General features: G+C 45.7%; 9 protein-coding genes. 7 read left to right on the top strand and 2 right to left on the bottom strand.

Annotated elements, in window-relative coordinates; genetic code table 11:
• The first annotated feature begins 817 nt into the window (after positions 1-817).
• The 5 genes from RIG66_RS04750 (at position 818) to RIG66_RS04730 (ending at position 10,473) form a co-directional block, all read left to right on the top strand.
• The gene (locus tag RIG66_RS04750) at positions 818-1,234 is read left to right on the top strand and encodes a hypothetical protein (protein WP_446375694.1); all 417 of its coding nucleotides are present in this window, start codon (positions 818-820) and stop codon (positions 1,232-1,234) included.
• A gap of 44 nt (positions 1,235-1,278) precedes the next feature.
• Positions 1,279-1,629, top strand: a complete 351-nt coding sequence (locus tag RIG66_RS04745) for an HNH endonuclease (protein WP_446375692.1) — start codon at positions 1,279-1,281, stop codon at positions 1,627-1,629.
• Between the two features lie 380 nt (positions 1,630-2,009).
• Complete coding sequence (locus tag RIG66_RS04740) at positions 2,010-3,254, top strand: PQQ-dependent sugar dehydrogenase (RefSeq protein WP_446375690.1); 1,245 nt, start codon at positions 2,010-2,012, stop codon at positions 3,252-3,254.
• A 198-nt stretch (positions 3,255-3,452) separates the two neighbouring features.
• Positions 3,453-8,918: a PAS domain S-box protein gene (locus RIG66_RS04735; protein ID WP_446375688.1), complete on the top strand. Its 5,466-nt coding sequence runs from the start codon at positions 3,453-3,455 to the stop codon at positions 8,916-8,918.
• Between the two features lie 406 nt (positions 8,919-9,324).
• Complete coding sequence (locus tag RIG66_RS04730) at positions 9,325-10,473, top strand: hybrid sensor histidine kinase/response regulator (protein WP_446375686.1); 1,149 nt, start codon at positions 9,325-9,327, stop codon at positions 10,471-10,473.
• Positions 10,474-10,598: 125 nt separating this feature from the next.
• Here RIG66_RS04730 and RIG66_RS04725 read toward each other — a convergent pair whose 3' ends face one another.
• The gene (locus RIG66_RS04725; protein ID WP_446375684.1) at positions 10,599-11,495 is read right to left on the bottom strand and encodes a lipid kinase; all 897 of its coding nucleotides are present in this window, start codon (positions 11,493-11,495) and stop codon (positions 10,599-10,601) included.
• Between the two features lie 484 nt (positions 11,496-11,979).
• On the bottom strand, positions 11,980-12,222 hold the full coding sequence (locus RIG66_RS04720) for a hypothetical protein (RefSeq protein WP_446375682.1): 243 nt from the start codon (positions 12,220-12,222) through the stop codon (positions 11,980-11,982).
• A gap of 99 nt (positions 12,223-12,321) precedes the next feature.
• Between RIG66_RS04720 and RIG66_RS04715 the strand changes: the two genes are divergently transcribed.
• Together RIG66_RS04715 and RIG66_RS04710 are read left to right on the top strand one after the other, a co-directional pair.
• A complete protein-coding gene (locus RIG66_RS04715; RefSeq protein WP_446375680.1) occupies positions 12,322-13,464 on the top strand; it encodes an Rpn family recombination-promoting nuclease/putative transposase in 1,143 nt (380 codons plus the stop codon).
• 129 nt (positions 13,465-13,593) lie between these two features.
• Positions 13,594-14,313 carry a DUF2887 domain-containing protein gene (locus RIG66_RS04710; protein ID WP_446375678.1) on the top strand — a complete coding sequence of 240 codons (720 nt, stop codon included), beginning with the start codon at positions 13,594-13,596 and terminating at the stop codon, positions 14,311-14,313.
• Positions 14,314-15,101 lie beyond the last annotated feature (788 nt).

Here is a 15,101-nt window from a genome sequence, read left to right as displayed (position 1 = left end):
GGATGTGGCATCCGCTCGCATTATAGAAATTAGAGGAGTCGTAGCCGTGGGACACACGGTTGGTAAGCTTTCTGAGGGTAAAGGTCACGTCCTGGAAGACGCTAAACTCTACCTCCCTGTGACGGAAGAATCCCCCGCGCTTTTATAGCCGGGGGAGTGTCAATCCAGCAAAAATCACAAAAAATGTGGGAGTAACCAGAAGAGGAAGAGAGAGCGATTGCTAGTGTATATTATGTTGACCTAACGTACATTGTCATGCCCACAGAGGGCGCGTGAATCCTTACAGTACCCGATCATGGGAGCGATCGCTATCGCGAGGGAGTTGTACATCTTTTGAGTTTAAAATTTTAGGCAGGACTATACAAAAAGCTATTAATATGCAAACTCTGGGAAAGGCAGCGCTCTGATTGACAGTTGCCGAACCTCAACCTGTAAGAGAATCAAAAGCTGGCAATTGCGAATGTCCTTATGATACCGATAGAGCGGGGCGAACCTGTGGAGATAGGTCGGCTTATTCAAGAGATGGGGGGCGTTCTGGCGCTCAATGCTATACCACTGACTAGATTTTCCTCACAAGGGAGAGTGTGTGTGGAGTCAATTGGACTCTTGGGAAACTGGTACTCGACAAAACCGATTAAACCAATATTTCTTGTTAACTAATAAATAGGTAATCGGCTCAAAATTAAAAACACTCTTTAAGCCTGACACAGTTTTACCAAAATTGACTATCGTTCAAGCTAATCAATTGAAACAATGATGACCAAGAAACAAGCTGAAGATCCTTGGATTGAAGCGTTGTTAGCCAAATATGATGAGTATGAAAATGCAGCTTAGTAAACCTAAAGAAATGAACGAAGAAAAGTTAACAACCCGCAGACAGTTACAAGGATATGGCGCGAGTAGCTATCACGCTGAAGTGATTACTAAAAATCTGACTTTGGTAGCCAAGCAAGGTCGAACCTATATTTATGCGGTAAGTGATGTGATTGTTTCAATTAGAGATTACTTGCAGCGTCCTCGTGTTAAGCCGACAAGTCGCCAGGTTCTTGAAGGGGTTTTACAAGCGTTGCTGGAGCGATTAAACAACGTTGTCGAAGTTCCTTTTTGTTGTGCTACCGACCCCGAAATTAATAAACTGGCAAGACAGCTTAGTCAATCAATGTCTGATACGGATAGCGCTCTTGCCGAACTTGAAGCTACGGCGGCAACGATTAAAAGTAAATACAGTATATAGCTTTTACTGACACCGAATGATAAAAAATGACCGCAGGTACAGCGATGACTCATTATCCTTTCAACCAACTTGTTAAAAACCTTTTTAAAACGACTCAGCAAGTTGATGTTGCGTTCAATACCCTCAATGAAAAAGCTACTGAGATTAATGCTAAGTACGATCCGCGCTCAGAATTCATTCGTTGGCGTGATTCAAAAGAGGGGAAGCTTTGGAAGCGGAAACAATACCAGACTCAAGGGAAATGTTGTGCTATCTGCAAGAAAGCCATTCACCTAAAAGGTTCTCATATTGACCATATAGAGCCGCTTTCGTTTTCCCCTCACTTAACTGTAGATACTCGGAATATGCAAGTCACTTGTCCAGACTGCAATGTAGCTAAGGGCAATAGGAAGTGATTGGTCATGCTCCTAGTCTACTCTGATCGCCTATAATATTCTCCCAGCAAGGAATAACGGATCAGTTCTACGCCTTGGATTGCTGATCTCAAACTGGGTGTAACTTTTGTTACTGAAGTGTCTATCGCCGTAGTTCCTGTTAGGATTAGTCGAGTCATAGCTTTCCTAAGCAGTAACCGTCAAGAATGTCCTCTCGAACATACCGCCAATGTTTTAGGTAAATCAAGTGGAGCAAGATAGAGCGCTTTTCCAGAAACACTTTGATATAAAATGCGATCGCTCTTCCCCAACACCCCAGTTATATACAAGCGGTGGAATTATCGTCCTTCCAGCATTTTATAGTGGGAAATATGCCCAACCACATCAGACGGAATATCATTATGAACCTCAACATCGCTCGCCTGATCCAAGGAACTGGGAGTACGATCGCACTCGTTACACTCACCAGTTGTGCATTTACCCCTCCATCCGATACCGCCACCGTTTCCAAAACTCCACCCGAATCGGTGGATTCCGCCTCATCGCCAGATGCAACAGCGTCGGCTGATTCAGTCGCCACTCCTCAAGGTGTCCAGAAAACCACCGTCATCGAAGGGTTAGATCATCCCTGGGGGATGGCATGGTTACCCGATGGTGCGATACTGATTACGGAGCGATCGGGACAACTGCGAATTGCCCGCGATGGGGTACTTGATCCCACACCAATCGCTGGGGTGCCAGAGGTTTTTGCGGTGAAGCAGGGTGGGTTAATGGATGTCTCGCTTCATCCTCGCTTCTCTGAGAATTCTTGGGTTTATCTTACCTATTCCCACGGCACGCGCCAAGCTAATCATACACGAGTTGCTCGTGCCAAATTTGATGGTAACGCCCTCAGTGATTTAGAGGTAATTTTCCAGGTATCTCAGCTTAAATCGGGGGGACAGCACTTCGGTTCCCGCATTGTTTGGTTACCTGACGATACCCTGTTAATCGCGATCGGTGATGGGGGAAATCCACCAGTACAACTCGACGGTGATTTAATCCGTAAACAGGCACAGAATCGCCGCAGTCATTTAGGTAAAATTATCCGGCTCAACGACGATGGTACAATACCCAATGACAATCCCTTCGTCGAATCCCCAGACGCTGATCCAGCCATCTGGAGTTACGGACATCGCAATATCCAGGGACTCACCTTCGATTCCCAAACCCGTCGAATTTGGTCTACGGAACATGGTGCTAGAGGCGGCGATGAATTAAATCTGGTGGAAGCCGGTGAAAACTACGGTTGGCCCCTCGTCACCCATAGCCGCGAATATTCTGGGGGAATCATTTCTGATCAGCAGTCTCGTCCAGGAATGGTCGAGCCCAAATTAGTCTGGACTCCGGCGATCGCACCATCCGGTCTGGTTATCTATGATAGCGATCGCGTTCCCCAGTGGCAGGGCGATTTATTTGCGGGAGGATTGGTTTCGCGGGATGTCCGCCATATTGAACTCGATGAATCTGGCAATGTCGTAAATGAGACATCCATCGATATCGGTCAACGGGTGCGGGATGTGCGCCAAAGTCCGGATGGACTATTGTACATTCTCACCGATGAAGCCAATGGACAACTGATCCGCATCGAAACCCAGCGACAGTAGGGGCGGGTTTAGTTACATCTGGGTTATCGACCAAAAGTTACACCGTGGACTTATACCAAGACAGAATTACTTGTGGGTAGGTTTGTCTAGGTTTTTAGAAGCGGTAACAAGAACTGTTAATCGTGAAACCCGCCCCTACACAATCAAAACTCCTATGCTAGATAGGAGTGGAATCAGCTTTCGGATGCAGCACCTAGCATGGATCGCAACCTCGCCCAACCTCGACTATCTCGCCGGATCACGATTTCCCGTCAACAAAAACGCCAGTTGATCCTGGCGATTCCTGTCACCTGTCTAGTCACCTCACTCGCCACGTTTGGCTGGTTGCAATTCCAAACCGCCCAAGCCGAAACTCGGTTACAACATACCCAACGGGTGCGTCTGGAAACAAAAAGCTTACACTCCGATCTCCTAGAAGCCGAAACTGCTGTCCGAGGGTATGAAATTACCCGCCGTCAAGACTTTCTGGATCGCTATGAATCCGCGATCGCCCAAATTCCGGTAACTCTGGATCAATTGCGTCAACTTATTGCCCAAGAACACGCCCAAACCCATCGCCTGCAACGGATTCGTGAATTAGCTACCGCGAGAGTCAGCTTGCTACAACGCAATCTCCGATTAGTGGATGCCAAACCGGAAACCGCCACGGAATCCCCAGAATTCATCGATCAACTGGTGGAGGGGAAACAAGTCATGGATCAAGTCAACGCTGAAATCCAGCAGTTTCTGATCACTGAACAACAGGAAGAGACGCTACTCAACCAAACCTTAGACCAACAGCGCCAGTTTACCGGGTCAATTTTGGCACTTTCTGCGATTATTGGTATCGGTGGTTCCCTTCTCGCCGCTTACCTGTCCTACCGTTTAGAACAACATTTACAGGAACGCGATCGCCGTTGGCGGGAGAGTGAAGCCCGTTATCGGGCAGTTGTGGAAAATTTCCCTAATGGAGCCGTCCTTCTATTTAACCATGAATTACGCTATTTACTGGCAGATGGGAGTGGTTTAGCTAGTGTCAGTTTATCCAAAACCCAATTAGAAGGGAACACCATACAAGAATGCTTACCTCCCCAAACCTGTACCCAGCTAGAACCCCTCTATCGCCAAGTCTTAGCGGGCGAAACCGTTACCCAGGAAATGCCCTTTGGCGATCGTATTTTTATTATCCATGCCCTACCCCTGAGAAACCAGACGGGCGAAATCATCGTTGGTATGGTTGTAGCTCAGGATATCACAGAGCTTAAACAGTCAGAACAAGAACTCTATCACGCCAATCGCGCCCTGCGAACCCTGAGTGAATGTAGCCAGGCTTTAGTCTTAGCTACCGATGAAGCCACCCTGCTGCACAATATCTGTCAAATTATTGTGGACTTCGGCGGCTATCGTTGTGCCTGGATTGGGTTCGTTCAACATGATAATGCTAAAACCGTGCGTCCCGTTGCTCAAGCGGGGTATGAGAAGGGTTACGTTGAAGCCTTACAGATTAGTTGGGGGGATAATGAACCTGGTACAGAACCGACTGGAACCGCGATTCGCACCCAAGAACCCAGAATTATCCAAAATATTCTCACTGATTCCAGTTATCGGCTGTGGCGAGATGCGGCGAGTCAGCAGGGGTATGCGTCATCCATTGCCTTACCCTTAATTGTAGAAGGAACCTGTCTGGGAGCATTAAATATCTATGCCAGTGAACCTGACGCCTTTGATCCAGCCGAAGTGAGATTACTGACGGAATTGGCAAATGACGTGGCTTACGGTATCTCTGCATTGCGAACCCAAGTGGCATTGCGCCAAAATAAACAGCGTTTGGATAGTATTCTCAATGCCCTGGATGATGTCGTCTGGTCAATTTCCGCGACGACTGATCAGGTGCTGTATCTAAGTCCAGCCACGGAAACCGTCTATGGGCGTCTGGTACAAGACTTCTTTGCTCATCCTCACCTGCGGCTAGAGGTAGTTCATCCTGATGATTATGTCCAGGTTAGTACCTTTCATCAACAGTTACGGGTACAAGGTACATACAGTCTAGAATATCGGATTCAGCGACCGGATGGAAAGATTCGCTGGCTTTATGATCGGGGGCGGGTGACTTATGATCAGGAGGGTCATCCCCTACGACTGGATGGCATTGCCTCTGATATTACCGATCGCAAACAAGCTGAGGAAGCCTTGCGGGTGAGTGAGGAACGCTGGCATTTAGCCCTGCGGGGGAATAATGATGGCATCTGGGATTGGAATGTGAAAACCAATCAGGTTTTCTTTTCGCCCCGTTGGAAGGAAATGTTGGGCTATGAGGACAATGAAATTCCCAATCACCTAGATGATTGGTCTAAACGAGTCCATCCTGATGACCTAGAGTGGGTGATGGGGCTGATTCAAGACCATTTTGACCAGAAGACTCCCTATTATAGTAGTGAGCATCGCCTCTTGTGTAAAGATGGCACCTATAAATGGATTCTGGATCGCGGACAAGCCCTGTGGGATGACCAGGGTAAAGTGGTGCGGATGGTGGGTTCGCACACCGATATTAGCGATCGCAAAGCCGCAGAAGCTGCCCTGCGAGACAGTGAATCCCGGTTTCGTGCCATGTTTGAGAGGAGTAAGGCGATTAAACTGTTAATTGATCCGGAAACGGGGGCGATTGCGGATGGGAATTGGGCGGCGGTTAAGTTTTATGGGTATTCGCGATCGCAGTTAATCACCAAAACGATTACGGATCTCAATTGTCTGCCATTGCCTCAAGTTCGGGCGGAGATGAGACGGGCAAAATTAGAGGAACGAACCTATTTTGTCTTTCCTCACCGTCTGGCGTCGGGAGAGATTCGAGAGGTGGAAGTCTATTCCAGTCCGATTGAGATTCAAGACCGTACTTTTCTGGTTTCGATTATTCATGATATTACCGAACGCAAACAAGCAGAACGGGCATTACATGATAGTGAAGAACGCTTCCGGGCTATCTTTGAACAAGCCTCGGTGGGGATTGCCCTTGTCACTCCCTCTTCTGGCGAACTTTTGCGGGTGAATCAACGCTACTGTGAGATTACCGGGTATCCTGAATCCGAATTAGTGGGGCGGCGGGTACAAGATATTACTCACCCGGATGATCGGGAACACAATATTGAGTATTTACAGCAGTTAATGTCTGGGAAAACGTCCACCTATGCCACGGAAAAACGGTATATCCGTAACGATGGACAATCCCGATGGGTCTATATTTCCATCTCGCGGGTGTGTGATTCAGAAAACAAACCCAACTATGCCCTGGCTGTCGTCGAAGATATTAGCGATCGCAAAGCGACAGAAGCGGAATTGCGGGATAGTGAGGCGAAGTTTCGGGCGTTCTTAGAATCGGCGTCAGAAGCGATTATTGTCACCAATGCCCAGGGAGAAATTATTGTCTTTAATGCCAAAGCTGAAGACTTATTTGGCTATAATCGCACCGAGGTATTTGGGCGCAAAATTGAATACTTAATGCCGCCACGCTATCACTCCATCCATACTCATCATCGGGCGGATTATCTCACCCATCCCAGTAAACGTTCCATGGGGAAATCCAAGGATTTGTATGCCAAACGTCAGGATGGAACTGAATTTCCCATTGAGGTAGGACTAAGTACGATTCAAACCAAGCATGGCACCTTTGTGATTGCCTTTCTCACCGATATTACCGAACGCCAGCAAGCGGAACATGAGATTAAACGCCTCAACCAGAAGTTAGAATCTCAGATTCGGGAAACCGAGACGCGCTATGCCCAAATTGTGGAACTCGCCGAAGAAGGAATCTGGGTAACGGATGCCCAAGGCAATACCACCTACATTAATCAGGCAATGGCACGGATGTTGGGGTATACCGAGGTGGAAATATTAGGACATGCGATCGCGGATTTTCTCCCCCCTGGAGATAATCGTTTCACTTCCGCTTCAAGCATCCCTCTGCATCCAAACCAGGTTCATCGCCAAGAGGTTGAATTACGCACGAAAACTGGAAACAATATCTGGGCATATATGTCCACCAGTCCCGTCCTCGATGACCAGGGAAACCTATTATGGTCTTGTGCCTTAGTCTATGATATCACCGAACGCAAGCAAGCCGAAAAACAGTTACGCGAAAGTAACGAACGGATTAGTTTAGCCAATGCGGAATTAGCCAGGGCGACTCGGTTAAAAGATGAGTTTTTGGCAAGTATGAGTCATGAGTTACGCACCCCGTTAAATGCGATTTTGGGGTTAGCGGAGGCACTCCAGGAAGAGGTGTATGGTTCATTAACCCCCAAACAGCGCAAATCCTTGGCGACAATCGAAGAAAGTGGTAAGCATTTGTTAGAGTTAATTAACGATATTCTGGATCTGTCTAAAATTGAGTCGGGGAAGATGTCCCTCTCGGTTTCCCTTGTCTCTGTCAACAGTCTGTGTGAATCGAGTTTAACCTTTATTAAACAGCAAGCGCAGCAAAAAAATATTCGACTCGATTACCACATTGCACCGGGATTAAGCGAAATTGAAGTGGATGAACGGCGCATCCGCCAAGTGTTAGTCAATTTATTAAGTAATGCGGTAAAATTTACGCCTGATGGGGGTAAGGTATCGTTGCAGGTGACTACTGATCCTGATGGAGAACAGTTGCAGTTGAGTGTTATCGATACCGGGATTGGCATTGCCCCAGAAAATCTGGATAAACTGTTTAAACCCTTTGTCCAATTAGATAGCAGTCTCTCTCGTCGCTATGCGGGAACCGGGTTAGGGTTAGCGCTAGTGCGGCGAATTGTGGAATTACAAGGCGGGAGTATTGCCTTGGAAAGTGAGGTGGGGAAAGGCAGTTGCTTTACGGTAAACCTTCCCTGGAAACATCCAAGTCGTATCGGGGAAAGATTGAAGCAACCTAAACTAATGGTTGGAGAATTGCCGCCGATTCACAAAGCCTTAGTGGTGGAAGACTCCGATGCTTCAGCTAACCATATTGCCCGGTATCTGGGAGAATTAGGCATCACTGTTTTGATTCATCCCCAAGGGGAAGGCACGATTGATGCGGTGCAGACGTTTAACCCGGATGTAATTATCTTAGATATTTTACTGCCGCATATTTCCGGTTGGGAGGTGTTGGTGCAGTTAAAGGAAAATTTAGCGACTCAATCCATTCCTGTGGTTGTGGTTTCTGTTGTCGATGATCCGACTCAAGCTTTAGAGTTAGGGGCGTCTGACTATTTACTAAAACCCGTTTCTCGTCCCCAGTTACAATCAGTATTGAGTCAGTTGTTTACCACACCGCCGGAGATACATCCGCCTGTGGTTGAGGAACAGTTACCGTTAATTTTATTGGCAGAAGATAATGAGGCAAATATTATCACCTTGACGGATTATTTGCACAGTAAAGGGTTTCGGGTGGTTTTAGCTAGGAATGGGATTGAAGCGGTGCAACAAGCCAAGCAGCATCCACCGGATTTAATTCTCATGGATATTCAAATGCCAGAAATGGATGGATTAGAATCAACCCGCCAGATTCGGGCGGACAATGATTTACCTCGGATGCCGATTATTGCGGTGACGGCGTTGGCAATGCCGGGCGATCGGGAAAAATGCTTGGCAGCAGGGGCGACGGAGTATATGGCGAAGCCGATTCGCTTGAAAAAGTTGGTGACGCTCATTGAACAGTATCTGCATCGGTAACATTGGCTAGGGGAAGCAGGGGGAGCGGGGGAAGCAATGTAGAGACGCGCCATGGCGCGTCTGGAAGCAGGGGGAGAGGAAGTTATATCTTTAAATGCAACTTGGTATTAGACGAACCTGATATCACGTTTTTGTCGGTCAGACATCACTGACAGTTATTGTCTGTCTCTGAGATACTGAACTAACATGGTCAAATTATATCCACTCCAGTCGCCGTATTTTTTACTAAAAAGGCTAAAACAACAAATTAGCTAAAGTTCAACTATCTAAGTAGGTTGGTGGAAATAAACTCAACTCTATTAAGTTATATAAATAGACCTCAAACCCTTACAAATGACGTAGCTTGCTTCTCGCTTGCGCGAGTATGACGAATGACGAATGACGAATGACGAATGACGAATGACGAATGACGATCTCAACCGTTAACTTTTATTGTCCCTACCTACTTAAATCTATGGTTAACCTAAATCAGAATACATCTATCTTAATCGTGGATGATGATCCGAATGCCTTTGATGTGATTGAAGCCCATCTCTATCGAGAAGGGTATGACTTATTTTATGCCGCCAGTGGTGAAGAAGCGTTAAACCTGCTCGACTCCATCGAACCGGATGTCATCTTACTGGATGTGATGATGCCAAAGTTAAATGGCATTGAGGTGTGTCGCACGATCAAATCCGATTCCCATTGGAAACACGTTCCCGTGATTATTGTAACGGCACTCAACTCCAAAGAAGACTTGGCGCGATCGCTAAATGCAGGTGCTGATGATTTTATCACCAAACCTGTCAGTGGAATTGAACTGCGGGCAAGAGTGCGATCGATGTTACGGATTAAGCAGCAATATGATGCCCTAGAAGCGACATTACGTCTGCGGGAAGATTTATCAAATATGATTGTCCATGATTTAAGAAATCCGCTGACTAATATTTTACTCTGTAGCGATTTGCTGTTGCAAAGTACAGGCAATGACAAAGATTTACAGCGATTGCAAATTATTTCTGATTCGAGTCGTGAACTCAACTCCATGATCGATAACTTGCTAATGTTAGCGAAAATGGAATCCGGCAAAATGGTTTTGAATCAGACTGATGTTGATTTAAATCAATTAGTGGCTGACGTGATTTTCCAATTCCAAGCCATTGCAGAACATAAAAAGATTAGACTAATAGGTAAGCTGGACAAAACCCCAGCTTCTCTTTGTCTGGATATCAATTTATTTCATCGCGTTTTGGAGAATTTAATTTCTAATGCGATTAAGTTCTCTCCCCCAGAAAATTTAGTCATTGTCGCCGTAAATTCTCCCAATGAGTCGGTATCCTCCAATTTCCCCAACGCCCAAGCCAAGCTTCAGATTATTGATTCAGGTCTAGGAGTTAGTGAAGAACGCAAACACCATATTTTTGATAAATATGAAGTGGGAGATTTAATGAATGGCGTGTCTCAAATTGGCTTGGGTTTAACCTTTTGTAAAATGGTCATTGAGGCGCATCAGGGGAGAATATTCGTCACAGACAACCAACCCCAAGGCTCAATCTTTACAGTAGTCCTTTAAGGGTGAGGGAACAGGAAATAGGGGGTGTAAGTAGGGGCTGCTGGGCTACTGAATAAGTGCTGTGGTGAGGGGAAGCTGGGGAAGCTGGGGAAGCTGGGGGAGCTGGGGAAGCTGGGGGAGCATCCCTATCTGGGAACCAAAACAGATATAACTTGCGGAATCACTCGAAAGGTTGCTGGTGTAGAGGTTGTAATTTCTCCATCCGTATTAATAGAACGAGGTTTGCTAGTATAGATTTCAAATTCCGTACCGTGAAGAGTCCGGACTCCAGGTAAATCCGTGTGGCGTCCCTTCCATAACGCAGGAAGGATCAATAAAATATGCCACCAATGACGCATTTCCAAACTGTACAAGTCCAGTTTTTTATCATCAATTGTGGCATCATGAAACACAGTCATTCCCCCACCATAATGCCGCCCATTCCCGATAGCAATTTGAATCGTTTTGATCCGAATCGATTCTCCATTGATGCGAATTTCTGCCCGAAAAGGTCGTGCTTGCCAAATCACCTTTAATGCTGTAGCGAGATACGCCAAAATTCCCCAACGGCGTTTAGCATTTTTGGTGAGGCGCTGAGTAATTTCCACACCCAACCCACAACTAGCCACATTAAAAAAATATTGCTCATTAACCAAACCTAGATCTATTCTCTGATATCGACCCGTAGCAATGACTTGGCAAGCTTGGGGTAAAGCAATGGGAATGTTCAACGTCCGCGCTAAATCATTCGCCGTACCCAAGGGTAAAATGCCTAAGGGTAACTGAGTATCCACTAAGCCCTCTATGGCTGCATTAAGTGTACCATCGCCACCACCAATGATTACCAGGTCTACCTGATTTTCATAGTGACGGATTATGTCCGGAAGCTTGAGTGGATCTTCGGTTAATTCTTGTAGTACAATAAAACCCAATTGCTTCAGTTGACGAATGGCTTCGGCTAGATTCTCCTGCCCCTGACGAGATTTACGGTTGATTAAGAGTAATGCTGTTTTCGGCGGCAACTGGAGATGGTCATTTGTCATTTGTCATTTGTTTATATAAGGGTTTGAGGACTTCTTAGAGAATTGGTGGAGTGTTGGGTATATTTCCACCGACCCACTTATTACATTTTATCTGTTTGATGCGATCGCACATCTTCTAACAGGTGGATAATTGCATTCCCATTCCACCTGTTGTCTTTTTTTGTTCAGGTGTTCGATGCATTAAATGGCTTTTTTGTCAAATCTGATTCAAAATGAGTCTAGGCAATTGGGTAATGCAACATGGTTGTAGCATTTAAGAGTTGCCGACACGAGAACGAAAAAAATAACGAATTATCAGGCTTTGAAGCGTTTACGACTGAAAATTGGCACTAAAATAAACCCAATACAGGATTCAAAGAACATCATACTACATCCTCAAACCCTGATCAAATCATGATTTAGCCGCGACATTTTCGGGCAGCCCTAAACCCGCTTGGCTTTAGAATATTAAAACGGAAACGTCGATGTTAAAAGTTTTCGTTATCTAGTCGTGCTGCGTCAGATACCGCCAGTTGAATCTCCCCAATTCAGGATAAAGGATGCGATCGCACAACTCCATCCATCCCAACCCACACCCTAAAAACCGTAGGGTACGCCCCCTGCGCCCTTTGTCAACGTGCGCCCGATTTAATCGAGTCAATTGTAGGGGCGGGTTTAGGGATTTAATGTCGATACCCACCGATAACCTTTCAACAAAACCCGCCCTGATCAGGTTGGCTGAAAACACATTATATCTATTTTGTCAAGACAGTCATCATAGAAAAATTTCCCGTCAGGGATGGCACAGTAGCCCTTGTCAACTATGTGATATTTGTCTCAGGAGCGCGTGAAAACCGACACGATTTTTTATAGCTTGTTTCAGGAGTTTCCCAGTATCTTCTTTGAACTGATTAATCAATCCCCAGAACAAGCCGCAAGTTATCAATTTACATCCCGTGAAATCAAACAACTGGCATTTCGACTCGACGGCTTATTTTTTCCTACCCATGAAAACGCCGAAACCCCTTTCTATGTCGTCGAAGTTCAGTTTCAACCTGACACGGATTTATACTATCGGATATTCGCGGAACTCTTTCTCTACTTGAGACAAGATAAACCGACTTATCCGTGGCGGGTGGTGGTGATTTATCCCAGTCGCCGGATTGAGAGGGAACAGCCGTTACAATTTAAAGAACTCTTTAGCCGAGTGACTCGGATATACTTGGATGAGTTAGGAGATGAAGCATCGGCATCTGTTGGGGTGAATATTGTTAAGCTAGTGATTGAGCGGGAACAGACAGCCCCAGAACAGGCAAGGCGTTTGATTGAACAAGCTCAAGTTCAGATAACGGATGAGACGACTAAACAGAACCTGATTGATTTAATAGAAACTATCATTGTTTACAAGTTACCGCAAAAAAGCCGAGAGGAGATACAAGCCATGTTAGGATTAAGTGACCTCAGAAACACTAAAGTTTATCAGGAAGCCAAACAAGAAGGGTTAATAGAAGGAAAACAAGAAGGGTTAGTAGAAGGTGAACAACGAGGCAAACTCAAAGCCAAGTTAGAGACTATCCCACGCATGATGCAGTTGGGTGCAAGTGTGGAGATGATTGCGGAAGGATTAGATTTACCTTTGAATGTTGTTCAACTAGCAACCCAGTCATTTTCTGAAGATAATATTGCCGCGTTTATTGAACTGTTAAATCATCGCCGTTCGCTTTTTTCGGCTCAAGATTTAGGGGAGTTGGCGGAGTTAATTAAACCTTTACCGGATCAAATAGAAGCGCTGTCTGACGCGATCGCACAATGGTGTAAGCAGGATGCCCATTCCCTACAACGTCAGGCTTGGCGGGATTGTCTCTCTGGTAAGGTGGCGGCGACGGTGGAGGAATGGTTGGCTCAAAATCTGGAAACGCTGGAAACCTTTGAGCTTTCGGTGAATAAAGCTATCCTACAGCAGGCGATTTCAGGAGAGAATTCTAATTAGCGATCGCCTGTTGGTTCTCGATGACTCATAAGCTGTTTATTTTGTCAAGATAGTTGCTGTAGGAATTTTCTGCTTCTGGGGTGGCACAGTATCAGGTGTCAACTCTGTGCTGAAAGTCCCTAGGAAAACGTGAAAACGGACACGATTTTTTATAGCTTGTTTCAGGAGTTTCCCAGTATCTTCTTTGAACTGATTAATCAATCCCCAGAACAAGCCGCAAGTTATGAATTCACCTCTCGTGAAATTAAGCAACTGGCAAAAGAAAACCTGATTGATTTAATAGAAACTATCATCGTTGAGAAATTACAGCAAAAAAGCCGGGAGGAGATAGAAGCCATGTTAGAAATAAGTGGACTCAGAAACACTAGGGTTTATCAGGAAGCCAAGCAAGAAGGGTTAAATGAAGGCAGACAGAAAGGTAAACTAAAAGCCAAGTTAGAGGCTATCCCTCGGATGATGAAATTGGGTGCGAGTTTGGAGATGATTGCTGAGGGATTAGATTTACCTCTGAATGTTGTTCAATCAGCGGCAGATTCATTTTTTCAACACAATGTTGCTGCGTTTATTGAACTGTTAAATCATCACCGTTCGCTTTTTTCGACCCAAGATTTAGCGGAGTTGGTGGAGTTAATCAAACCTTTACCGGATCAAATAGAAATTCTATCTGATGCGATCGCACAATGGTGTAAGCTGGATGTCCACTCCCCACAGCGTCAGGCTTGGCGTAAAGTTGTCAGTGGTTTCTGGGGGGCTACGGTGGAGACGGTGTTGGCGACGAATCTGGAAACACTGGAGATTCTATCCTATTCGGTTAATAAGGCTAGGTTGCAACAGGCGATTGAGCGATAGTAGAGATGTAGTATGCTACGTCTGGGAACAGGGGGAAGTTGCGATCGCGCTTTCCTTTCTCATACCCTAAGCTATAAGTTGGTCAGTGTCTCAGCAATTTGATACCCGTTGGCGAAATTTTGACGGCTGAAAGCGAGGGCGAAAAACCGGGTCAGCCGTCAAAATCGCTATAAGGTTTGCATAGCAATGGTTTTAGCGTTTTAAGATCTTGAATAATTGCAATTTAGTCTCAATAAGCGGGGCTGAAATGAACCTGAAAATGTCAGCCGTCAAAATCTGCGTTAGAATGCATGGCTGTAGGGGCTTTCAAGCTTCAGGGTTTCCCACTCGCTGGGAAAACAAGTTGAATGGAAACGGATTATTCGGGTTGTGTTTTTCAATGGGTTCAAATTTGGGTTTCCCACTCGCTGGGAAAACAAGTTGAATGGAAACATTTAGTTTATCAATAGGCGTCTTTGCTTTTCGCCGTTTCCCACTCGCTGGGAAAACAAGTTGAATGGAAACGTTTACTGTTAATGGATGGTTCCACTCGAAGGCATTGCAGGTTTCCCACTCGCTGGGAAAACAAGTTGAATGGAAACCATTCCCCTCTTGCTGCTGAGTAAGAGGGGATTCAATTCATCGAAACCTTAAGGGCACGGCAATGCCCATTGGTGTCAACTTAACCAGAAGAAGCCCAGATTTCGTGTGAGCGAGCGGCATTATCTCGATGCCGCTTGCGCTCAGTTTTGACTAAACCTAAGAGCTTGTAATGATCAACCAAATAACTCACGACATCGGTACTCGAG

This window comes from Coleofasciculus sp. E2-BRE-01 (assembly GCF_040221695.1).
Taxonomy (GTDB): domain Bacteria; phylum Cyanobacteriota; class Cyanobacteriia; order Cyanobacteriales; family Coleofasciculaceae; genus Coleofasciculus.
The sequence above is the reverse complement of the archived record's forward strand: the minus strand, read 5'-3'. Positions and strand labels throughout refer to the sequence as shown.